Here is a 20,285-nt window from a genome sequence, read left to right as displayed (position 1 = left end):
TTATGGAACTGGAAAAATGGAAAGATTTAATCAAAATGACCGCACAATATCAGGATCAGGATTTCTGGGAAACGCTTATTTCACCTGGGGATTCCAATCATAATAAGAAACTTTCTTTTTCAGGCCTGGAGCAGGAAAAAATAAATCATTTTCTGTCAAATCAGGAAATTTTTCCGCGCTGTGACATGTATGAGAACAATGGCAATATCAAAATTGAAGCAGAGCTCCCCGGTATAAGCAAAAATGATATTAAAGTATCTCTTGTACAAAATGAACTAATTATTAAAGGAAAATGTTCAGCATTTCAGCAGCACTTGCGCTATTTTCTGAAAGAAAGACATAGCAGATCTTTTGAAAAAGTTCTGACCCTACCTATGCCTGTTGATAAATATTCGATAGAATCTTCATTTGAAAATGGGATACTTTCCATTTCTCTTCCCATCTTATTCGAAGAGGAAGAAATAATACCCATTATTGTAAAGAATGAAGAGCAGCTTTAATCAAGCAGCTTATCATAGCAGTAAAAAGGATTTTCCCGATCCATGAAGATTGTACCTGCTTTAACATATCCAGTTTTCTCAAATAAACTTTGAGCCTTTTTATTCAGCGAGTATGTATCTGTTCTCATATACGATATCCCATTATTCACTGCATAATCTTCAGCAAATGCAATTAACCTGCTCGCAATCCCCTCGCCTCTTATCTCAGGATCTACGGCCAGACGGTGAAATACAAAGCAGGGCTCATCTTTTCTCCATGAGGCATTTTTATATTCCTCCGCCTGGATTTGATCGACAGTAATGGAACCTGCAATATTTCCTTCAAAGATGGCAGTGTACAAACTGCCTGCTTCCACATCAGCTAAAAAATTTTCATCCCGGGGATATGTCCGGTTCCATTGATCATTCCCCTCAGATTCCATAATGCTGACAGTCTTCTGGACAATTTCCATTATTTCCTTCAAATCGTCTTTTGTTCCTTTTCTAATTTCCATTTAAATCACCTGTTGTTTTTCATTTTTAGCAGCTATTACTAATGTTCCAATGAATGATTGAATACATACATGGAGGGAAAGTTAATACTATACTGAATTAATTTCAGGTGAAGAAGGCAAAAAAAAGACAGCCTGAAGAGGCTGCCTTTTATTCAATCAAATATTACTTCCCAATGAACATTTGTGTCCAGTAGTTACCGTCAGCAACATGGCCAACACCAAGGTGTGTGAAGTTGGCATTCATGATGTTTTTACGGTGGCCTTCACTATTCATCCAAGCTTGTACAACTTCTTCAGGAGACTGCTGACCCATAGCGATATTTTCGCCCGCTGTAGTATATGAGATGCCGAATTGCTTCATCATATCAAATGGTGAACCGTATGTTGGGCTGTTATGGTCAAAATATCCTTTAGACTGCATATCACGTGATTTTTCACGAGCTACTTTGCTTAATTCTGTGTCCAATTTAAGTGCAGGCACTCCTGCTTTTACGCGTTCCTGGTTTGTTAAATCAAGTACTTTTTTCTCGTAAGCACTTACTTCAGAAGCTGCAGGTGCTGCTTCTTTTGTCTGTTCTGCAGGTGCTTGCTGCTGTGCAGGCTGCTGCGCTGGAGCTTTTGCTGTTTCTTGTGTTTTAGCAGGCTGCTCTGCTTGAGCTGGTGCTGGAGCTGCAGGCTTCTGAGCTTCCTGTTTATTTACTTGGGCATTTCCCCAATTAATATTGTAGTCTTTAAGGTATTTTTGAAGAATGTTATTAATTTGATCCTGGCTTAGGTTGCCAGATTGAGAGATTGCGATTTTTTTAGCTTGTTCAGGAGTAGGACAATTTGAAGCTGCGTCCGCTTGGTTTGCTCCCGGTGCTGATACTAATAATGCTGCTGCCGCTGCTACTGAGTAAATAACTTTCTTATTCATGTATATAAATCCTCCCTGTGTTTGTTTTCTTTGTTGTGTGGTGCTGTGTGACTTGCACAATCATCATAACACAGGGTTTTTCGTAATATTTTTGGACAGATTTTACAAATTCTTGAATGCAGCATATCAGATAGACTTAGAAACTAGTAAAAATAAGCCTGCAAGTTTTCATAAATCCTTATTTTAATGGGTTTATGTTTACTTAATAATGGGTATATAGACCTCTGTATTTTTTTGTCTATATTGGAAGCTTCCTTTATACAGTACCAATTATATACTAAAATATCACTATTGACAGGTTTTAAGCCTGATAATATTCTTTACTTTTATTACACCAATGTAACAAATATTATAGGTATATATACCCGTAAATGGGTATATATGCCCCTATAGGAAAAATTCCTGCAGGATTACTCGATTCCAAAACAAAAAGCAGCCAATGCTGCTTTTTAATGGCTGCCATGATCATCGTCATTCATATTTTCTTCCTGGCTGCCTGACTCTTTTTCAGGTGCACTCGGCTTGCCGATAACAAATTCTTTTTTAGGCATATTATGCATCCTGCGCGCCGTTACATGTGAATATATATAATAGGTACCATCTTCTTTAAAGCTTTTCTCCAGGCGATAGATCCCGTTTTCAGCATGTTCAACAAGTATCATTTCGTGTTCTTCCGCATTTGCTCTCCAAATTTCAAACTTTACTTCGTCTGCATCTGTAACCTTTTCTTCTCCATATGTAACTTTTGCTTCAAAAACAACCGGTTCATTCGCTTTTGCTTTTTCAGGATTTATCGATAACTCGACATCCAGGAATTGCGGTTCTTCCTCCGCTGCATTATTATTGCTGCAGGCAGCCAGGCTAATAATTATCATTACAGGGAGCCAAATATACATTAGTTTTTTCATCAATAATCTCCTCTCTTACTTTATTTCGAGCAGCGGCAGCATGATTCTGACTGTCGTCCCCTTATTTAATTCACTGAACACAGTCAGCTCACCTTGATGAAGCTTAACCAGCTTTTCTGCAATTGCAAGTCCAAGCCCTGTGCCTCCATCTGATCTTGTTCTGCCTTTATTCACTCTATAAAACCTTTGTTTAATTTTGCTTAAATGTTCTTCTGAAATCCCTATCCCTGTATCCTCTATTTCAATCAGACATTGATCTCTCTCTTGAGATAAACGAATGCTGATTCTGCCTTCTGCTGTATACCTAATGGAATTGTCCATAATATTTTGGATAACCTGCTCAATCCTGCCTTCATCTCCATTTATGATTACTTCAGGATCCAGGCGATACTGCAGATCCAGGTTTTTTTCACGAAGGACCGGCTTGTATTTTTCAATAGCGTCCTCTATTAGCTGTGCCAATGGAAGCGGCATTTCTTCGAGTTTGTATTCGTCAGATTCAAGCTTAGATAAATCAAGCAAGTCTCCAACAAGACGTTCCATCCTCCGTGATTCTCTAAGTATCAGCTGCAAGTATTTTTGCCTGTCCTCTTCGGATTTTTCCATTCCGGAAATAAGCGCCTCACTGTAGCCTTTTACATAGCTTATAGGGGTTCTTAACTCATGTGATACATTTGCCAGGAAATCCCTTTTCTTTTCGTCTTCTTTTCGTATAGATGAGGACATATAATTGAAGGCATTTGCCAGCTGGCCAATTTCATCCTTTGAATCAATGTTTAAATGAATATCATAGTATCCCTTTGAAACATGTTCAGCTGCATCCTTCATATCCAATAGGGGCTTTGTCAGTTTTTTAACCAGCATCGTTCCTAAAATGATACTGATAACAGTAAAAACTGCCGCAGCTACGAGCCACAGATATGCAAAATCACGGGTAATTTCTGAAATCTTTGCAAGGGGAACATATAAATAAATAATGCCTTGAAGCCGATTATCATCAAGAAGAGGAATAATGACTCCCATAATTTTTCGGTCAAACCTTTTTTCATAGCCCAGTTTTTCAACTGGTATGCCTTTTAGAAGCTCTTCACGCTCTGATTTGCCAATTAGTGTCTGATAGTCAATTTCAAAAGGCAGACAGGCACTAAGCTCTCTGGGATTACTGACTATAAAAATCTCTGTTTCCGATTTGGAATTATACCAATCGATTTTTTCCTTGAGATCATCTGTCAAAGCCCCTCCCTGGTACTCTGACGCCAGGCTTTTCCCTTCAGTAAGCAGGGAGTCCCTGACATTTTCCACATAAATTTTTTCATAAAATAAATAAGACAAAAAATAGGAGTATAAGATCGTAATAATAATCGCGGCTGTTACGGTCAGCCACATTTTTTTAGCCAGACTATTGGTCAGGAATTTCATTCATCAGGCACCTCTAATTTATAGCCAACTCCCCAGACTGTTTGAATATAGTCACCAACCCCAAGCTTCATTCTCAGCGTTTTTATATGAGTATCTACTGTTCTTAAACTCCCTGTATAATCAATGCCCCATATATATTCAAGCAGCTGCTCCCTGCTTAATGCCTGGTTTTTATGTTCGATAAAAAACAGAAGCAATTCATATTCCTTAAGAGTAAGCGTGACATGCTTTCCCGCAACTGAGACTTTTCTTGCTTTCATGTCAATTTCGATCTTTCCAATTCGAATGGAATCCATGTCACTTTTTAAACCGCCTGTTCTTCGAAGGACAGCATTGATTCTGGCGACAAGCTCTCCAGGACTGAAAGGTTTGACAATATAATCATCCCCTCCTAACTGCAGGGCTTTCACTTTATCCCATTCCTCTCCCTTAGCAGAGAGAAATATAATTGGCACATTTGATTTTTCCCTTATTCGGGAGCATACTTCAAATCCATCCTCCCCAGGCATCATGATATCCAGAATAACTAAGTCCATCACCTTATTTTCAAGTATGCGATATGCTTCAAAGCCGCTTTCTGCTGAAAAGCATGCAAATCCTGAATTCCCGAGGTACATTTCAATTAAGTGCCTCATATCTGCTTCATCATCTATAATCAGGATATTCAGCATGTCATTTCACACTCTCCCTAATGACTATTTTAAAAGGACCCTCTCCAACCTTGATACTTTTAAGCGTTTTTAAATTTTCCGGCTCAAGTATATGTAAATCATTGCTGTCATAACCGGCCACTAATAGTTTATCTCCTGCAAAAGCCATTTCAAAAGGATTTGCCGCAATTGAAACAGAGGCTGCTTCTTCCCCTGATTCATTAATTTTATATAACATATTTGATCCATGGCTTAGGACATATACTTGATTTTCTTGTCCCAGAAAATTAATCGGCATCGAGGCGGCTGGAATTTTCTTTTTTAACTTTCCCGTTTCTTCATCATATACATGGATATTTTGTTCAATCTCTACACCTTCTCCATGTCCGCCAATCCAGATTTCACCGTTTTTCTCATTAAGCCACGCACCGGCTGCTGAAGGATGGATCGTAAATTCCCCGCTTTTTTGTTTTGATTCAAGGTCGATGATTCCCAGTTTTTCATGATTGAAGCTAAGGACAAATAACTTATTCTTTTCACCAGATTCCAGCAGGGTAAGCGGATCTATCTCAGATTCGATCTGTTTTTCTTCTTCTCCATTTAAATGAAAGAACCTAATTTCGTTTAAATGCTGATCTGCAAAGGCGATTTCATTCGTTTCAAGCAGGATTCCATTTACGATTCCTTCTCCTGTTTCCCAGCTGTCAATCAGTTTGCCTTCCTTTAAGGAATAAAGATCAGCCGTTTCAAGCTGTTTTCCATAAAGAAGGATGGAATCATTGTCCGGGAGAATTAAAGCGCCTGTATAAGGTTTTTCCATAGCCCATTCTGCCGCCAGCTCCTTTTTTTCCAGGTCCACAAAAGATATGGTCATATCCTTGATATTTACTGTGGCAGCAAAGCTTATATCCTCGGGTATTGCAGGCTGTCTCTTTTCTGAGCAGGAAGTAAGGAAGGCCGTTATAATCCATAAAAAGAAAAGCCAATACATTTTTTTTGACATACAATTTCTCCTCATGACTATCTTATCTTTATCTTACATTAATATTGTGAGATAAATGTGAAAGGATCTTGAAATCTGCAGTAAACCTATTAATTAAAAAGGCTCTTTTCGTATAAAATGTTGTTTTCGCTAACAATGTTGTCCGTTGATTTCCGCTCCAGGATGCTCAGCGAACCGCGGGGCAGGCGGTGAGCCTCCTTGACGCTCCGCGTCTGCGGGGTCTCACCTGTCCCGCTTCTCCCGCAGGACGTTGAATAAACTTCCCTGAAAAAACACCGCACGAAGAAAATGCGTTAGCATTTTCGAGGATCTCGCACCTTCCGCTGCAATCAACTCAGCAAATAAATAAAAAGTGGCGACAAACCTTGCGAAAACAGCCATTAAAAAAGGAGGCTTAAACCCCCCTATTTCAAACCTTCCGCTTCATGGATATGAATATGGATAAGTGCTGCTTTGGATGTGTCATCCAGGTCTGAATGCGCAATTCTCTTAACCGCAAGGTAAAATTTTTCATAGATAGTCTTACGGACTCTTGGATGGGAATTTTCGTCCCTTAGTTCCCTGGAGATTGCTTCCTTTAAAATGTTTTCTGCATTGGTATCCTCTTCGAGTTTCCGGTTATTCCAAAGCTTCCGGTATTCATTCAGAAGCTTTTCGTAGTCTGGACTCATAACTTGCCACATCCCTTCCAAAACAGGAAACAATTATATTTCCTTAGATGTATTTTTACATAAATAAATTTATAAATGCAAAAAATACAGCTAATATGCGAGAAAGGAGAATGAGTTATGAATTCACCTTATCGGTGTCCAAACTGTAAAACAAACAGAAGCCGATTCAATATTATTCAGCAGGTGCCTCAATCCATCAAAATGGATCCTCAGACAGGGAATGTTTTGGAAGAGTACAGCAGTGAACAGCTTTCCCCCTTCCATATGCCTTATAAAGGCCCTGATAAAAGGGTGCAATGTGCGGCTTGCGGACTTGTGGAAGACGAGCGGACATTCATCAAATTTGGCGAAAAACAATAAAACGAATAAAGGCCTGAGATTTTATTCTCAGGCCTTTATTTGTTCACTAACTTATTTTCCTTTAAGAATCTTTTATTATCCACTTTCCATGGATCTGCCTGTGAAAAACGCACAAGATAGATGCTGCCCCGAAAATGCTGTCTGCCGCGGTTTTTTATAAACCAATCCGCTTCCACAGGCACCTCCATACTCAACTCATCTGTCAAATCCTCTGCCGGAAGGACGGGCATCGCACTTAGCCTTACATTCTCAATTCTGGGCAGGAGTTTATTCCATGCTAAAGGCTGGAGGGAAATCGACTCGACAATTTTGGAATCCTGCTGTTTTAATCCAGCCATGAATGCACTGATCACTTCATAAGGATTTGCATTATAAAGATATCCATCAAGCTTTCCTGCTGCTTTCAAAATCATGAGCTTGTGTGATAAATCCATAAAGTTTGTTCGATGTGTTGTACTGCCGTAAAAATGAATGCAAAAATGCCCTGGAAAATTATTTTTCAGTGCACCTCCTCCATGGGGCATACCATGCATGGAAGCCGCAATCCATTGATTGCCATTAATAACTATGATGGCGCGCCGCTTCCAGCTCCATTTTCCGCCATAAATGCTTTTCATTATTTTTGTTTCTTCAGCATTTAATGGCTGAACATCTGCATGATGGCTTCCGGCACGTCTCTGGACCTTAAACTTCTTGCCTGTTTCAACATCCAGAACGGTAAAATTACTGTATTTCGGCAATATTCCATTTACTTTCTCCCATGGCAGCATCTCAATCCGCCAGCTAATCCCCTCTTCATCTGCAGATGTATGTGTGCCTGCTGCAAAAAGAAGATAGATGAATACAATGACTATGTTTAATGTTTTCATAAATCCCACTCATTTATATGTTTTTTCGGTTAGGCATTATATAATGAGTTTCCCAAAAAAAGGTTTTCTTCATTCATTCAAGTAATAAAAAAATCGCACCATAGGAATGCGATTTTCTATAAATATCCTGATTAATTAGATGCTTCCAGTTTTTTTAACCTTTGTTCTATTTCTCCCCAATCAATATTCTCCCCAATAAACACCATATTCAGGGGCATATTGATGTTTTCCTGCATATAGAGCGGCATTCCATAAGAAAACTGAAAAAGAAACGGGTACTGTGATGAATGCAGTTTCATATACCCTTTTATTCTGTACACAGTGTCTGGAAGTCCTCTTAGAAAATCCTCAAAATCATTCTGATTGACAGGTTTTTGAAACTGGTAAACAAACGTGCTTAGCTTAAGATCAGAAGAAACATGTGACCTGGAAGCCTTGCTTTTTTTCCCGGAGGACATACCTCTTACCTGCTTCACTGCGATCTTTGAGTATGAAGTTAAGATGGTGAACGCCTGGCTGTTAAGACCCTGAATCTCCATTGTAAGCCGCGCCTGTTCAGCCTCGGAAAGTTCATCTGCTTTATTTAATATAATTAAGTCTGCATGCCGAACCTGCTCAATTAAAAGCTGCTGCACCTGAGGGCTTAACACATTTCGATTAAGCCATCTTGGACCGTCAACAACAGAAATAATTCCCTTTACCTGCATCCTGTCTGCAAAAAGGGGGGAAAGGATGCTATCCATAACTTCAATGGGATGAGCAGCACCTGTAGTTTCAATATAGATCGCTTCCGGCTTTTCAACCATCAATAATTCCTGAAGCTGCGCTTCCAGCTTATCTGAGATGGTACAGCATATGCAGCCATCAAGCAGCTCTTTTAATGGCACACCCTCATCGACTGCGTCCGAGTCAATTGAAACTTTCCCAAGCTCGTTCATCATGACTGCCACTTTTCTGCCTTGCTTTTTTTCATCCTGAAGCAGCTGCTTTAGAAGCGTCGTTTTCCCGCTCCCAAGAAATCCTGATAGTATATATATTTCTGTTTTATTCATACTTTTCCCCTTCTTCACGATCTGCCAGCATTTCTTTAATCATAATCATCATTTTCTTCTCTATTGATTCAATATCCAGATTGGTTAAATAACCAACTGAATGAAACATTTCCTGTTTGCATTTCCAGATGGGAATATAAGCATTCGGAAAAAATTCATCCTCCGTCTCAATTCCCAGTTCCAGAATGGACTCATAATCAATTTCGAACACATCTTTTTCTGATGCATGCCGGCCTTTTATCGTTCTGACCAGATCCACTGCCAGATTTTCCTCTTCATTTTTAAAGTCTGTTTTGTACTTATTAAGAAGTTTTTCTGCAAGCTTTTCGCATTTATGTTCAATATCTGATATTTGCCTGCGCGTCTCTTCATTAAGCTTCACTACCTGCTTCAAAGGATCACCTCTTTATAGCTATCCTGTCTAATGACCCATTGTATATGATTTTACCAGTCCATACAAACCATAAGACAATTTTGCTATAATTTCTATTAAGGATGGTGGAGTAAAATGCTCGAAAATACCGGAGAAAGAATCATTCTGGAGGAAATGCCGGTTACTAATGGAATGCTTCTGGAACATTTGGCACGTTACTATTTTGCCCTTTATTACGCTAAAGGGAGAGTGCTTGATATTGCGTGCGGAACGGGGTACGGTTCAAAAATAATGGCAAAAGCCAAGAAAAAAGAAATCAATGAAATTGTAGCAGTGGACATTGATAAGGATACACTGAAATATGCCAGACAGCATCATTATCATCCTCTCGTGCAGTATGTAAAAGCCAATGCGGAAGATGATTCCCTCCCTGAACAATTGGGATTCTTTGATGTGATAACGAGCTTTGAAACGCTTGAACACCTGGCATCAGAAGAAATATTCCTTAACAGCCTTTTTAAGATGCTAAAGCCAGGCGGGACACTCATTTTATCCACGCCCTTCGGTGCCGGGAGAGGAAAGCCGACAAATGAGCCCTTCCATTTTCACCAGCTGACTGAAGATGAATTTATTGAACTGTTCAAGTCTTATGGAGAGACGGAATTTTATTATCAGAGAAGTGTTCTCATTGAACCGAAAAGAGAAGGCAAACACTACCCTTTTGGGATTGCAGTGTGCACAAAAAGCAAATGAGGAGCCCAGGGGGGCTCCTCATTTGCTTTTAAAAGCGCATTTCTTATTCTCTATTTCTTTTCAGCATCCAAAAACTGCTTAAGTGCTTCTGAATTTTCTTCAAAATCAAGCTGGAGAACCGAGCCGGCATGTTCATATGTTTTATTCTCATAACTATCTTCAACAGGTACCCTAAGTGTTTCAATGTCAGTGACAGGATTCATTAAAAATTTCACACCGAGTGATAATGCTTCTTCAATCTTTAAGTCGGTTTCAACATATTTCATTGCCTGGCTGATTACTTCCGGAAACCTTGCAAAACCGGCAGGTGATGAGAATTGGTTCAACACTTCATCTTTAAGTCCAATCAAAATTTCCTGCTGCCGGTCCACTCTCCCAAAATCACTTTGTCCGTCATGGCGAAATCTCACATATGATAAAATGTCGCTTCCCTTAAGCTTTTGTTTCCCCGGCTCCAGATCCAGTCCCATATCTTCAATCATAGCGGTACTGACTTCCGCTTCAATTCCGTCCGGGGCAATCGCATCAAGCATTGCTGTAAATCCCTTAAAATCAATAATTGCTGTATGATCGATTTGAACTTCGAAGTTTTGCTCTATTGTATCCTTTAATAAATCCTTGCCGCCTATATAATAAGCATGATTCAATTTGCTGTACATATATTGATAATCCGGAATTTTTACATAGCTGTCCCTCATTAGAGAGACCAATTTAATGGATTCTCCGGAAGGTTCATAGCTGGCCAGCAGAATGGCATCCGAACGTGAATCCTCTTCTCCTCTGCTGTCGACACCAATAAGCAAAAAGTTTTTCGTTTCATTTTCATTCGCTGAAGGCTCTTTATTCTCCTTTTCGGACTCACCGATCTCCGTCTCCTGCCTTGCATTGTTGTTTTCTTTTTGCTGAAAAGACGTGCAGCCGGATAATATAGCTGCAGCCAGTAAAAATAGAATCAATATCTTTTTCAAGCAAATCACCCCTGCGCTGCTTTATAGTTAAAGTTTACTACCATTGTGGGAAAGAGAAACGCATTCTATACCCACTTTCTGGAATATCCATACTTGAACTGTCCCTGCCGCTACTTGCTTGAGGAAGGAATCTTCCCGCTTAAAAATGAAAAAAACTCTCCGAATCGGAGAGCTTTTAGATTAAGACCCTATTTGTTCTTTCAGCACTTCAGCTGCTTTTTGAATTTGCGTATCATTTTGGTCGATTTTTTCACGGAGTTTTTCCATCAGTCTAAGTGTAGACTGCCCTGATAATACTCCATTTTGATCAAGCTTTTCAGCAGCCTGAAATTCCTTGACAGCCGCTTCCGTTTTTTCGTCAAAGAAACCGTCTTCTCTTCCAGGATTAAATCCCAGAGCTTTCAGCATAGCTTGAGCTGCTTTAACCTGAGCTGAAGAAGCAGAAAGCTTTAATTCGGTGTCTGGATTAATAAACGGCAGTGCAGCGTATTCCGGCAAGGCCACTTTGTGGTCAGGTGTAATTCCCTTTTTATGAATCCAATTGCCATCCGGTGTCAGCCATTTTTCAGTAGTGAATTTCATGTTTGAACCATCTGAGAAGTCCTGTGCACGCTGGACGGTGCCTTTTCCAAACGATTTATCACCGACAAGCGGCACATCTGCAGATTCGTGTACTGCCGCAGCCAGAATTTCTGATGCACTGGCACTTCCTTTATCAATCACAACGACTAAAGGTATATTCGGGTTTTCTTCTCTTTTTGATTTTACTTCTTCTCTGTTTCCGTTGCGGTCTTCAATTTGGAATAATATCTCGCCATCCGGGACAAACAGGCTGGAGATTTCCACTGCCTGATCCAGAAGGCCGCCTGGATTCTGGCGAAGATCAAGGATTAATCCTTTCATGCCCTGCTTCTGCAGTTCGTTCAGAGTTTCAACCAGTTCTTTAGAAGTATTTTCCGAGAATGTAGTAATCTGTACTTTTGCAATACCATCTTCAAGCATTTCGCCATATACTGTCTCAAGGGGAATAGTATCGCGTGTAATGGAAATATTCATAGGCTCATCTGTGCCGGGACGCTGAACAGCAAGTTCTACTTTAGTTCCTTTTTCGCCTCTGATCAGCATAACTGCCTCTGTAGAACTCATCCCCTGAAGGCTTTTTCCATCAACTGAGAGAACCTTGTCATTTGGCCTAAGCCCGGCTTTTTCAGCAGGTGAACCTTTCAATGGGGATACAATGACTATGTAGCCTTCCTGTTCCTGGATTTCAGCTCCAATTCCTTCAAAAGAGGATGAAATACTCTGATGAAAGTTTTCGGCTTCTTCTTCATTCATATAGTCCGAGTATGGATCATCCAGGGCTTCAAGCATACCGTTAATAGCGCCATTTATAAGGTTATTCTGATCCACTTCCTCGAAATAGTTTGCTTTCAGGGTATCATAAGCTGTATACAGCTTATCAAATTCCCTTCTTTCGCTTGTTCCCATATCTACTGCCTTTTCATCTCCAAAGGCCAGTGCAAAGGTAGTAATTCCAGCTGATAGGAACACAATAAAAAACAGCAGCATTACAAAATGAAACTTTTTCATGCGGATAAAACCTGAATGGTTATTATCTGGTGTTTCAGAAGTTTCTTTGTTTAAATCTTCATTTTGCAAACTTTTCACCACTTTCGTCACCGTAAATAACTATGTACAATCCTTAATGATTAGAATAACATTTATCGAATAAATAACAAAGAAAAATGTGTGCAGCGATTGAAAGAGCGCCAGCAAAGTATGCGTGGCGCTCTTTCTTATGTCAGGCTACCCCATAGCCCTGGTTTTCAATCGCTTTTATAAAATGTTCCATATCAGATTTTTCAGGGTCATATTCGATTTCTGCATGTTCATCATGAAAGGCAATCGAGACGCTTGCCACGCCATCGATGGAGAGAAGGGCATTTTTGACTGCCTCTTCACAATGGCTGCAGGTCATGCCTACAACTTTAAACGAAACTTTATCCAAAGCATGTGCCTCCTTTTTACAAGTAAACCTTACTTTATTAATACCTCATTGAAGGAGGTTTATAAACATCAGGTAAACAGACAGCCGGCCAGACAATACTTCACTTCAATTAAAGCGGCATTTTACATCAGGAAAATAAAAGATTAATGTTTTGCCAGCATATACATATTTTATTATATAGTCATTTTAAAACCCTCTAGCCATCCTTTTCAACGGCAAGCCCTCAGCTCTCCCATCACTTTCTTAAGGGGTGAACTTATGATGTTAACCGCAATATTATGGATAAGCTTCGCATTTTCCCTAATCAGCCTAATTGCCGGGATCATGAATCAGTCATGGAAACTTGCTCTATTAAGTTTTTTTCTGCTTCTGCCATTGGGATATTCTTTAACAGAGGCAGAAAATGTGCTCCGTTTTCTATCAGGCCTTCCCGCTGTACCCTTCATTTTAGCGGTTATATTCTATTTTCAATCAGGAAAAGGCAGTCTAAAGGAGAAAAGCAAATAAAAGAGGCCTATTTTGGCCTCTTAAATTTTTTTAACAATATCAAAGTACTCTTCCAAAGTCCATTTCTTTTCATAAATGACTTTCGCAGCTTCATGGCCCACATAACGGAAATGCCAGGGCTCATATTTATAACCTGTGATGGCTTCTTTTCCTTTTGGATAGCGGAGAATAAATCCATAGTTATGCGCATTTTCAGCAAGCCACTTTCCTTCCTTTGTTTCCCCGAATTCTTCGGAAAGCTCAAGGCCTGCACTTCTGCTTGAGATATCCATTGTGAGTCCTGTCTGATGTTCACTGCTTCCGGGAATCGCCACAGCCTGAACCGCTTTTTCTTTACCCACTCTATTTACTTCGGCCTCAAAAACTTCCGATTGCCGTGTAAATGAGCGATAGCCGGATACAGCAAATAATTCCACACCTTCATTCAATGCTCCTGTAAACAGCTTTTCCAGCTCTTCAGCTGCGTCCTGACGCATATAGCTCTTTTCCAAATCTAACTTCCCGTAAGAAAATGCGACATCCGGGATCATTAGCTTGGATGGTTCATAGCCATCCGGAAGGCTGAATTGTTTATTCACCAGGACCATCACATTATCAGGGTTCTGGATAATATTTCTGCCATCCACAGTTTTAATATCATTAAAATATAAAGCTTCCAATGAAAGAGGATCCTTTTGAATATCTTTCTTGTCTTCATTGTCTGCTTCCCCGGCACTGTTTTCTTCTCTATTTAGTGACTCATTTTCTTGAGAAGGTTCATCGAGGCTTTTATCTTCCCCAAGGAACGGAATTTTTTCAATAAGCGGCTTTGCTTTATCCAAATACGGATCAAGCTGGCTGCAGCCGGAAAGCAGAAGGCTGAGGGTCCCTGCCATAATTATGATCTTCTTCATTCAAACTCACCTGTCTTTTTATTTCTTTGCAACATTACTATTTTAACACTACACGTCAACTAGTCCATAATTGTGTTAAAAACAGGACAAACGGCACAAAATATCCTATTTAAGAATTTCAAAAACACACTCATCAAAAAAATAAAACTGGCTCAGGTGAACCAGTTTCATTCTATATTATTCCTTAACAGCAGCCTCAAGTGCCACTTCGATCATTTCATTGAAGGTGGTTTGCCTTTCTTCAGCAGTCGTTTCCTCACCTGTCAGGATGTGATCACTGACTGTTAGGACAGATAGTGCTTTGCGGTCAAATTTCGCTGCAAGTGTATATAGAGCGGCCGTTTCCATTTCAATTGCCAGGATCTGATACTTTGCCCATTTTTCAAGTTCCGAATTGTCATTATAGAACATGTCAGCTGTGAAGACATTTCCGACTTTAAGGTTTAATCCTTTTTCAACACCTGCATCATAAGCTTTTTTCAATAAATCAAAGTTTGCTGTCGGCGCAAAGTCAACTCCTCCGAAAGTAAGCCTGTTCATTTGGGAATCTGTAGAAGAGCTCATCGCCAGAATTACATCGCGAACCTTTACATCTTTTTGAATCGCACCGCACGTTCCTACTCTAATCAGGTTTTGGACATTATAGCTTTGCATTAGTTCATTAATATAGATGGAAATGGATGGAACCCCCATCCCTGTACCCTGAACTGATATGCGCTTCCCTTTATACGTTCCTGTATAGCCAAACATGTTGCGGACTTCATTGTAGCACTCCGCATTTTCTAAGAATGTTTCTGCAATATATTTTGCACGCAAAGGGTCTCCAGGAAGCAGGACCGTTTCCGCAATTTCATTTTCTTTAGCACCAATATGTACGCTCATAAATCTAACCTCCAAATTAGTTCTGAAGCTGCTGTAAATGCTTCCAAATCACACTATACCATATGTGCCATCAGTTAGAAACAAATATGACAGGGCATGTTTTTTCTCTTTGCGGGAAAGCTAATTTTAGCTTTTCCAAAGGAGGTTGTAATCATGCCGCAAAAAGGAATGAGCAAAAAACTCAGGCAGGCAGTCCAGCATGCCAATGAGACAAATCCATCTTCTAGGGCTAATACCGAGCCTAATACATCCAAAACAGTCAAAACAAAAAGCAATCGATAACCGGAGGGACTTAAGATGGGCAAAAAGCACCGCAACCGTATAAATTCACCAAAGAAGAATAATCATATTCCTGCTGAAGCGATTGTTGCAGAGCAGGAAGCGCATGGCAAGGAGTTCACAGCCAACAAACGCAAAAACAGTCCTGGTTCAAACATAACCGAATAAACTTTTTAATTAAAATAAACAGGAGAGCTTTTATGCCCTCCTGTTTTTCTCATTTATCTAATATGTATCCGATTAACTTCTTCCCAGCCGCCCGGCTTTAGCTGATAATAAAACTGCCCTCTTCTGCCTTCATCAATATAGAGTATATCTCCTGTGGAAATAAATCGGCCATCAAAATCTCTGGGGATCCGGTCATGCACATTAAACTTTCTAAAAACTGATTCAAGGCATTCCTCATGAGTCAAAGCTTCTACATTTAGGCGATATACTTGCTGAAAGCCTTTTTTGCCCCTGAATTCAGGTGTTTGAAATATCGTAACATCATACTCTCTTCTTCTAATTCTTGTTAATTCCTTCAGCATATGGCATCCCCCTCTTATTCCCAGCATCCGCTATTTTTGGCTGATTCTAATACACCAAGAGACCTGTCAACTATCGAATAAGGTCTTCAAAAGCATTCTTATGACGTTTTCCTGCCAGCTGCCTAAATTTCCGTGAAAAACTTTTTATTACTGTTTAATTAGCCATTTTTCTTGTCGTTTCCTCCATCAAAAAAATACTATTTTTGTCGATTAACGTTTTTTTTCGTTAAGAAAACGCTTTCAAAAATGTTTGATCTGCATATTATGTATAAAAGTCTTACCTGGAGGTGATGAAATTGCTGGTATCTAAAAAGCCTGTTTTAGTTTCAATCCTGATTGGAATGTTATTAATGACTATTTCTTATTTTTTTCAGCCTCTCATGCCATTTAAGTCTATCGCACACAGAGGGGCATCGGCACTTGCACCGGAAAACACGCTTGCATCGTTCGAAAAAGCTATTGAATTGGGGTTTGACTATATCGAGTTAGATGTAAGGCTGAGTAAGGATAAACAGCTGGTTGTTATTCATGACGCTAATGTTCTGCGCACTACCGACGGTGAGGGGCTAATTGAGGATTTAACGGTTAAAGACATAAAAAAACTGGATGCAGGCTCCTGGTTTTCTCCTGCGTATGCTGGTGAAAGAATTCCTTTATTGACTGAAGTATTAAAACAAGCCAGCGGAAAAATAGGAATTATAATTGAAATGAAATCACCTGAAAATCAGCCTGGCATGACAGAAATTCTTGCAGACATACTAAACCTTTACAAACCCGACAGTCAGGTTAAAGTCCAATCTTTTCATATTAATGAGATAAAAAAGTTTCACGAGCTGGCTCCCGAGATACCTGCAGGCCTGCTTCTGAGCAAACACCTGGACTTGTTTCATTTGGCATCCTACCGCGATTTTGCCTCATTTCTATCTGTTCACCATCTCCTGCTTTCCAAGTCCTTCCTTAATCAAGCTGAATTATTCGGATATGAGATCTATTCGTGGACCATCAGTAAACAATACCAGTTTGCAGACATGCAGAGGCTTGGTGTTCACGGCATTATTTCAGATGATGAGAAGAGAATCCCCGATTCAATCATGTACGTGCTCATTACCCCCTTTTTAAAAGGACAGGATTTAATTAAAACACTTCTGGCATAACAGCTATAGCGTTCCACCGCCACAGCCAGAGCAAAAAAAAAACGATGGGCAACACCCATCGTTTTCTCAATGAATTAAGCATATTTTGCAATGACCGACTGAAGCTTTTGCTGCATATAAGGAATATCTGCATTTGTAACAGTGAAACGGACAAATGTTTCATCCATTTCCAGTGCTTCTGCCAAGAATCCGCCTAATCCTCTCGCTTTACGGTCTACTTGCATCATAACCTCAGTCGCTCCGTTTGACTGTGGAAAAAATACAATCTCCAGTTCATCAAGCTTTCCTCTGAAAGGACCGGAAACTGGAACAAATTCAAACTCCTGGATAAACGGCAGCCTTCCGCGAATCCTGTGCGGAGCCTGTTCGCATTCTGCTTCCCGCAAGCGGAATCCCATACTTGAAACAGTGTTCAATACAGAATCCATCAGCGGGGTTGCAGCTACACGAATATAATCCTTATCTGCAGGATCCACCGCGTTTTTTATATCCAGACCTGTCGCCACCCATATTCTCGTTTTGCCAAAAGACAAAGGTGTGTCAGCTGGAAGGTTAAAGGTAAAAGGAATTTCCTTTCGTTCATTCGCAGCAAGGGTAAAAGATTGAGCAAGCCTGAAACGGTCAATCAGACCGGAGACTGTATATTTTTTATCATCTGATTCTTTAATATAAGTAGTATTCAATGAAAGGTAAATATCATCAATTTTCTGTTCGGTGCTGCCTCCTGTAATCTCAACCACGCCTCTAAGGGCTTCGCCCGGGACTGCTGAATCCTTTTCAAGTTTCGTATCCACTTTTGCTGATCCAATTCCCACACTTGCCAGAACCTTATTAAAAAATGACATATGCTTCTCTCCCTGTTTCTTTTTTATTTTTACTGCCATATATTAAGCAAAGCACTTATTTCACTTAGATATACGTGCTTAATAACAATAAGGTTTCATTTTAAGTGATGGCAGCACATATTTTTTTCGGAATTGCTGCGTTCACTGCGTACCCACAGAAAATGCTGTGTTACAAAATATGTATATGTAAGATGTTCCTGCTGTTCCGCAAAAAAATGACGAGCATCTTTCCTCGTCATTTTTCTATATCAGTCATCTTCAATTTCTTCATCAATGATGCACTTTTGCAGCAGGTACTCAAACGTGATATCTGCAAGTTCATCCAATTCTCCTTCAGTAGGCACATATCCCCTTTTTGCCAGCTCATGAAAGAAAAACTCAGCAATTTCTTCTGTATCTATTACCACTTCTATTTCCTTCACAGCAACGCCCCCTTTGTACAAAATGTATGAGGTACTCCCTGGATTCATGCAGAACAAGCCATATTCTTTATTTTATTTTCGATGCATTTTTCTTCAGTTAGGACATACATATAGGATAAACAGCCAGCAGCAATCCATTTTACACATAAATAAGGAGGCAGCGAAATGTCTAGTATATCCAGACTAGCCCTACTAATTAAAGAAGATGTCAATCGTGAAGAAAGCTCTATTATAAATCTTTATAGCAATCTATTAAATGCATGGTTCAAGCTCGTCATATGGTTTGGAATCCCATTTTTACTGTTTCTCCTGGTCACCTGGCTCTAAAAATCGCTAAGACTTCTGTGCTTTTTACACAGTGCTCTTATCATCATTGTTGGCAATATGCTTCAGCTTTCTGAGTATAACCCGCATAATATGCTTATACTCATCATCCTGAAACATTTCATAAAGAATACGATAATCATTATATATATCAAGCAATCCATCAATCAGCACTTTTCTTTCTTTTATCCCTTCAAGCAATTCCTTTTCTGCCTTGCGGAATGAATGTGCCGATTCCTTTAATTCAGGAAGCTTTTCTTTTTTGTTGATCATATAAAGAAGTCCCAGCTTTTGAATAAATGCATCAGCACTTTCAGCATCCGCAACGAGTGTCAGCTCTTCTTCCCCTGCTTCCAGCCATTCCCCGTCATTAATTCTCGAAAGCTCATAAATAACATCTTCCCATGCATCTTCTTTGTATCTCCAAATTTCCGTCCTGAAGCCTACGATTTTGAAAAGATCCGAACCATACCCCTTGACTTGGACCAGGTCGCCAAAAAAGTATTTATATTCGATGTCAATATGCTCCTTTTCCATAATCTCACCTTCATACTCAGACAGCATTTGAAGGCTGGATTCCATATATAGACCTTCACTTTTATTGACTTCATAGACGTACATATCATCTAGCCATTTTACATCTGTTACTTTTCCGACTGTACCATAAATAGTGATCACGACTGTATCACCGATTTTGTACTTTGGTTTTTTCTTTTTGCTCATTTCCTCCATCCTCTCAATGACTGAGTCGTGAGTAGTGAATACAATAGTATATGCACTTTTTATGAAAATCGTCCGTACGTTCATCACAATCAATCAAAAGCTATTTTTCAAATTAAATTGCTTTTTTCTATTTGATGAAATTTGGCGTTTGAATATTGCCCGTTGATTTCCGGTCCAGGCACGCAGCGAACCCGCGGGGAGGAATGCGAGCCTCCTCGGCTTCGCCTGCGGGGTCTCACACTTCCCTCTCTTCCCGCAGGACATTGAAATAAGCTTCCTCGAACGAACACCTCACGAAGGAAATGTGTCAGCATTTTCGAGGATAAAGTACCTTCCGCTCCAATCAACTCAGAGGGTAAAATTAGTTACCTGCCCAAAAGCAACAAGCTTTACGAAAACAGCCAAATAAAAAACACTCCAGAGCAGGAGTGTTTCAAAGTGTTCATTCAGCTTTCAGAGAGTACATACAATTGCCAGGCTTCATCAAATATAGACATGGTCTCCAGATAGCTTCCGTTCAGTTCTAGGTAAGAGCTGACCTCATCATAATCATAGGCTGTTTTCGGAAAGCTGTGGTCCTCATATGCGTCATTGGCAAAACGGCTGATGTTATCTTTTGGTGCAGGATGCCTGTATTTCATTAAAAAGTGATAGAAAGTTTTTGACATATTAACGCCTTCCTTTTTATTCTGTCGTTCATTAATTTATTTTCTACTATAATCGAATTGTGCTAAGCCCGTCTACTTATTCATATTTAAAAACAGCCCGCATATCTGCGGGCT

Annotated in this window: 28 protein-coding genes; 8 read left to right on the top strand and 20 right to left on the bottom strand. The window is 39.8% G+C overall.

Features of this window, described 5'->3' with window-relative positions:
* The first annotated feature begins 2 nt into the window (after window positions 1-2).
* Window positions 3-500 (top strand): Hsp20/alpha crystallin family protein, encoded by a 498-nt coding sequence (locus tag NYE23_RS04085; protein WP_341075668.1) that lies wholly within the window; start codon window positions 3-5, stop codon window positions 498-500.
* On the opposite strand, the gene NYE23_RS04080 is transcribed toward NYE23_RS04085, so the two are convergent.
* The 7 genes from NYE23_RS04080 to NYE23_RS04050 form a co-directional block, all read right to left on the bottom strand.
* Window positions 497-994: a GNAT family N-acetyltransferase gene (locus NYE23_RS04080; RefSeq protein ID WP_341075667.1), complete on the bottom strand. Its 498-nt coding sequence runs from the start codon at window positions 992-994 to the stop codon at window positions 497-499. The genes NYE23_RS04085 and NYE23_RS04080 overlap by 4 nt on opposite strands.
* A 163-nt stretch (window positions 995-1,157) precedes the next feature.
* A complete protein-coding gene (locus tag NYE23_RS04075) occupies window positions 1,158-1,910 on the bottom strand; it encodes a CAP domain-containing protein (RefSeq protein ID WP_341075665.1) in 753 nt (250 codons plus the stop codon).
* Window positions 1,911-2,359: 449 nt separating this feature from the next.
* On the bottom strand, window positions 2,360-2,818 hold the full coding sequence (locus NYE23_RS04070) for a FixH family protein (protein ID WP_341075664.1): 459 nt from the start codon (window positions 2,816-2,818) through the stop codon (window positions 2,360-2,362).
* Window positions 2,819-2,833: 15 nt separating this feature from the next.
* Window positions 2,834-4,237 carry a sensor histidine kinase gene (locus NYE23_RS04065; protein ID WP_341075663.1) on the bottom strand — a complete coding sequence of 468 codons (1,404 nt, stop codon included), beginning with the start codon at window positions 4,235-4,237 and terminating at the stop codon, window positions 2,834-2,836.
* Entirely contained in the window at window positions 4,234-4,908 is a 675-nt protein-coding gene (locus NYE23_RS04060) for a response regulator transcription factor (protein ID WP_341075662.1), read from the bottom strand. Before NYE23_RS04060 ends, NYE23_RS04065 begins: the two co-directional genes overlap by 4 nt.
* A gap of 1 nt (window position 4,909) precedes the next feature.
* Entirely contained in the window at window positions 4,910-5,890 is a 981-nt protein-coding gene (locus NYE23_RS04055; RefSeq protein ID WP_341075660.1) for a WD40 repeat domain-containing protein, read from the bottom strand.
* 404 nt (window positions 5,891-6,294) lie between these two features.
* Window positions 6,295-6,561: a hypothetical protein gene (locus NYE23_RS04050; RefSeq protein ID WP_341075658.1), complete on the bottom strand. Its 267-nt coding sequence runs from the start codon at window positions 6,559-6,561 to the stop codon at window positions 6,295-6,297.
* 117 nt (window positions 6,562-6,678) lie between these two features.
* Here NYE23_RS04050 and NYE23_RS04045 point away from each other — a divergent pair, with 117 nt between their 5' ends.
* Window positions 6,679-6,921 (top strand): hypothetical protein, encoded by a 243-nt coding sequence (locus tag NYE23_RS04045; RefSeq protein WP_009332565.1) that lies wholly within the window; start codon window positions 6,679-6,681, stop codon window positions 6,919-6,921.
* Window positions 6,922-6,956: 35 nt separating this feature from the next.
* On the opposite strand, the gene NYE23_RS04040 is transcribed toward NYE23_RS04045, so the two are convergent.
* The 3 genes from NYE23_RS04040 to NYE23_RS04030 all read right to left on the bottom strand — a co-directional run bounded on the left by NYE23_RS04040 (window position 6,957) and on the right by NYE23_RS04030 (window position 9,236).
* Complete coding sequence (locus tag NYE23_RS04040) at window positions 6,957-7,790, bottom strand: hypothetical protein (RefSeq protein WP_341075657.1); 834 nt, start codon at window positions 7,788-7,790, stop codon at window positions 6,957-6,959.
* A gap of 131 nt (window positions 7,791-7,921) precedes the next feature.
* Window positions 7,922-8,842: a CobW family GTP-binding protein gene (locus tag NYE23_RS04035; protein WP_341075654.1), complete on the bottom strand. Its 921-nt coding sequence runs from the start codon at window positions 8,840-8,842 to the stop codon at window positions 7,922-7,924.
* Window positions 8,835-9,236 carry a hypothetical protein gene (locus NYE23_RS04030; protein ID WP_341075652.1) on the bottom strand — a complete coding sequence of 134 codons (402 nt, stop codon included), beginning with the start codon at window positions 9,234-9,236 and terminating at the stop codon, window positions 8,835-8,837. The genes NYE23_RS04035 and NYE23_RS04030 overlap by 8 nt, the downstream gene beginning before the upstream one ends.
* A gap of 114 nt (window positions 9,237-9,350) precedes the next feature.
* Between NYE23_RS04030 and NYE23_RS04025 the strand changes: the two genes are divergently transcribed.
* On the top strand, window positions 9,351-9,968 hold the full coding sequence (locus NYE23_RS04025; RefSeq protein ID WP_341075649.1) for a class I SAM-dependent methyltransferase: 618 nt from the start codon (window positions 9,351-9,353) through the stop codon (window positions 9,966-9,968).
* A 50-nt stretch (window positions 9,969-10,018) separates the two neighbouring features.
* On the opposite strand, the gene NYE23_RS04020 is transcribed toward NYE23_RS04025, so the two are convergent.
* The 3 genes from NYE23_RS04020 to NYE23_RS04010 form a co-directional block, all read right to left on the bottom strand.
* On the bottom strand, window positions 10,019-10,945 hold the full coding sequence (locus tag NYE23_RS04020; protein ID WP_341075648.1) for an LCP family protein: 927 nt from the start codon (window positions 10,943-10,945) through the stop codon (window positions 10,019-10,021).
* Window positions 10,946-11,116: 171 nt separating this feature from the next.
* Window positions 11,117-12,595, bottom strand: coding sequence for a lmo1851 family serine protease (locus NYE23_RS04015; protein WP_341080589.1), 1,479 nt, complete (start codon window positions 12,593-12,595; stop codon window positions 11,117-11,119).
* A 142-nt stretch (window positions 12,596-12,737) separates the two neighbouring features.
* The gene (locus tag NYE23_RS04010) at window positions 12,738-12,944 is read right to left on the bottom strand and encodes a heavy-metal-associated domain-containing protein (protein ID WP_341075646.1); all 207 of its coding nucleotides are present in this window, start codon (window positions 12,942-12,944) and stop codon (window positions 12,738-12,740) included.
* Window positions 12,945-13,202: 258 nt separating this feature from the next.
* Here NYE23_RS04010 and NYE23_RS04005 point away from each other — a divergent pair, with 258 nt between their 5' ends.
* On the top strand, window positions 13,203-13,451 hold the full coding sequence (locus NYE23_RS04005) for a hypothetical protein (protein ID WP_341075644.1): 249 nt from the start codon (window positions 13,203-13,205) through the stop codon (window positions 13,449-13,451).
* Window positions 13,452-13,471: 20 nt separating this feature from the next.
* Here NYE23_RS04005 and NYE23_RS04000 read toward each other — a convergent pair whose 3' ends face one another.
* Window positions 13,472-14,344: a M15 family metallopeptidase gene (locus tag NYE23_RS04000; RefSeq protein ID WP_341075643.1), complete on the bottom strand. Its 873-nt coding sequence runs from the start codon at window positions 14,342-14,344 to the stop codon at window positions 13,472-13,474.
* A gap of 177 nt (window positions 14,345-14,521) precedes the next feature.
* Window positions 14,522-15,226: a purine-nucleoside phosphorylase gene (gene deoD / locus NYE23_RS03995; RefSeq protein ID WP_341075640.1), complete on the bottom strand. Its 705-nt coding sequence runs from the start codon at window positions 15,224-15,226 to the stop codon at window positions 14,522-14,524.
* Window positions 15,227-15,379: 153 nt separating this feature from the next.
* On the opposite strand from deoD, the gene NYE23_RS03990 reads away from it, so the two are divergent.
* Window positions 15,380-15,508, top strand: a complete 129-nt coding sequence (locus NYE23_RS03990; RefSeq protein WP_268745125.1) for a hypothetical protein — start codon at window positions 15,380-15,382, stop codon at window positions 15,506-15,508.
* Window positions 15,509-15,523: 15 nt separating this feature from the next.
* Entirely contained in the window at window positions 15,524-15,673 is a 150-nt protein-coding gene (locus tag NYE23_RS03985) for a hypothetical protein (RefSeq protein ID WP_169799738.1), read from the top strand.
* Between the two features lie 53 nt (window positions 15,674-15,726).
* Here the strand turns inward: NYE23_RS03985 and NYE23_RS03980 are convergent, their stop codons facing one another.
* A complete protein-coding gene (locus tag NYE23_RS03980; protein WP_341075635.1) occupies window positions 15,727-16,035 on the bottom strand; it encodes a YodL domain-containing protein in 309 nt (102 codons plus the stop codon).
* 296 nt (window positions 16,036-16,331) lie between these two features.
* Between NYE23_RS03980 and NYE23_RS03975 the strand changes: the two genes are divergently transcribed.
* Complete coding sequence (locus tag NYE23_RS03975) at window positions 16,332-17,189, top strand: glycerophosphodiester phosphodiesterase (protein ID WP_341075633.1); 858 nt, start codon at window positions 16,332-16,334, stop codon at window positions 17,187-17,189.
* 74 nt (window positions 17,190-17,263) lie between these two features.
* On the opposite strand, the gene NYE23_RS03970 is transcribed toward NYE23_RS03975, so the two are convergent.
* The gene (locus tag NYE23_RS03970; RefSeq protein ID WP_341075632.1) at window positions 17,264-18,034 is read right to left on the bottom strand and encodes a sporulation protein; all 771 of its coding nucleotides are present in this window, start codon (window positions 18,032-18,034) and stop codon (window positions 17,264-17,266) included.
* Between the two features lie 248 nt (window positions 18,035-18,282).
* Complete coding sequence (locus tag NYE23_RS03965; RefSeq protein ID WP_009332582.1) at window positions 18,283-18,456, bottom strand: YozD family protein; 174 nt, start codon at window positions 18,454-18,456, stop codon at window positions 18,283-18,285.
* Window positions 18,457-18,621: 165 nt separating this feature from the next.
* Between NYE23_RS03965 and NYE23_RS03960 the strand changes: the two genes are divergently transcribed.
* Entirely contained in the window at window positions 18,622-18,783 is a 162-nt protein-coding gene (locus tag NYE23_RS03960) for a hypothetical protein (protein ID WP_341075631.1), read from the top strand.
* Between the two features lie 24 nt (window positions 18,784-18,807).
* Here NYE23_RS03960 and NYE23_RS03955 read toward each other — a convergent pair whose 3' ends face one another.
* Window positions 18,808-19,503, bottom strand: coding sequence for a hypothetical protein (locus NYE23_RS03955; RefSeq protein WP_206837904.1), 696 nt, complete (start codon window positions 19,501-19,503; stop codon window positions 18,808-18,810).
* 446 nt (window positions 19,504-19,949) lie between these two features.
* Window positions 19,950-20,171 carry a YozE family protein gene (locus NYE23_RS03950; RefSeq protein ID WP_048009369.1) on the bottom strand — a complete coding sequence of 74 codons (222 nt, stop codon included), beginning with the start codon at window positions 20,169-20,171 and terminating at the stop codon, window positions 19,950-19,952.
* Between the last annotated feature and the right edge of the window lie 114 nt (window positions 20,172-20,285).

Origin of the sequence: Cytobacillus sp. FSL H8-0458 (assembly GCF_038002165.1) — a bacterium.
Taxonomy (GTDB): domain Bacteria; phylum Bacillota; class Bacilli; order Bacillales; family Cytobacillaceae; genus Cytobacillus.
This window is presented reverse-complemented; position numbering and strand designations above follow the sequence as displayed.

Bases quoted from the DNA above. Each gene is read 5' to 3' on its own strand.
- NYE23_RS04085 (WP_341075668.1), top strand. From the start codon at position 3: ATGGAACTGGAAAAATGGAAAGATTTAATCAAAATGACCGCACAATAT.
- NYE23_RS04080 (WP_341075667.1), bottom strand. From the start codon at position 994: ATGGAAATTAGAAAAGGAACAAAAGACGATTTGAAGGAAATAATGGAA.
- NYE23_RS04075 (WP_341075665.1), bottom strand. From the start codon at position 1,910: ATGAATAAGAAAGTTATTTACTCAGTAGCAGCGGCAGCAGCATTATTA.
- NYE23_RS04070 (WP_341075664.1), bottom strand. From the start codon at position 2,818: ATGAAAAAACTAATGTATATTTGGCTCCCTGTAATGATAATTATTAGC.
- NYE23_RS04065 (WP_341075663.1), bottom strand. From the start codon at position 4,237: ATGAAATTCCTGACCAATAGTCTGGCTAAAAAAATGTGGCTGACCGTA.
- NYE23_RS04060 (WP_341075662.1), bottom strand. From the start codon at position 4,908: ATGCTGAATATCCTGATTATAGATGATGAAGCAGATATGAGGCACTTA.
- NYE23_RS04055 (WP_341075660.1), bottom strand. From the start codon at position 5,890: ATGTCAAAAAAAATGTATTGGCTTTTCTTTTTATGGATTATAACGGCC.
- NYE23_RS04050 (WP_341075658.1), bottom strand. From the start codon at position 6,561: ATGAGTCCAGACTACGAAAAGCTTCTGAATGAATACCGGAAGCTTTGG.
- NYE23_RS04045 (WP_009332565.1), top strand. From the start codon at position 6,679: ATGAATTCACCTTATCGGTGTCCAAACTGTAAAACAAACAGAAGCCGA.
- NYE23_RS04040 (WP_341075657.1), bottom strand. From the start codon at position 7,790: ATGAAAACATTAAACATAGTCATTGTATTCATCTATCTTCTTTTTGCA.
- NYE23_RS04035 (WP_341075654.1), bottom strand. From the start codon at position 8,842: ATGAATAAAACAGAAATATATATACTATCAGGATTTCTTGGGAGCGGG.
- NYE23_RS04025 (WP_341075649.1), top strand. From the start codon at position 9,351: ATGCTCGAAAATACCGGAGAAAGAATCATTCTGGAGGAAATGCCGGTT.
- NYE23_RS04005 (WP_341075644.1), top strand. From the start codon at position 13,203: ATGATGTTAACCGCAATATTATGGATAAGCTTCGCATTTTCCCTAATC.
- NYE23_RS04000 (WP_341075643.1), bottom strand. From the start codon at position 14,344: ATGAAGAAGATCATAATTATGGCAGGGACCCTCAGCCTTCTGCTTTCC.
- deoD (WP_341075640.1), bottom strand. From the start codon at position 15,226: ATGAGCGTACATATTGGTGCTAAAGAAAATGAAATTGCGGAAACGGTC.
- NYE23_RS03990 (WP_268745125.1), top strand. From the start codon at position 15,380: ATGCCGCAAAAAGGAATGAGCAAAAAACTCAGGCAGGCAGTCCAGCAT.
- NYE23_RS03985 (WP_169799738.1), top strand. From the start codon at position 15,524: ATGGGCAAAAAGCACCGCAACCGTATAAATTCACCAAAGAAGAATAAT.
- NYE23_RS03980 (WP_341075635.1), bottom strand. From the start codon at position 16,035: ATGCTGAAGGAATTAACAAGAATTAGAAGAAGAGAGTATGATGTTACG.
- NYE23_RS03970 (WP_341075632.1), bottom strand. From the start codon at position 18,034: ATGTCATTTTTTAATAAGGTTCTGGCAAGTGTGGGAATTGGATCAGCA.
- NYE23_RS03960 (WP_341075631.1), top strand. From the start codon at position 18,622: ATGTCTAGTATATCCAGACTAGCCCTACTAATTAAAGAAGATGTCAAT.
- NYE23_RS03955 (WP_206837904.1), bottom strand. From the start codon at position 19,503: ATGAGCAAAAAGAAAAAACCAAAGTACAAAATCGGTGATACAGTCGTG.
- NYE23_RS03950 (WP_048009369.1), bottom strand. From the start codon at position 20,171: ATGTCAAAAACTTTCTATCACTTTTTAATGAAATACAGGCATCCTGCA.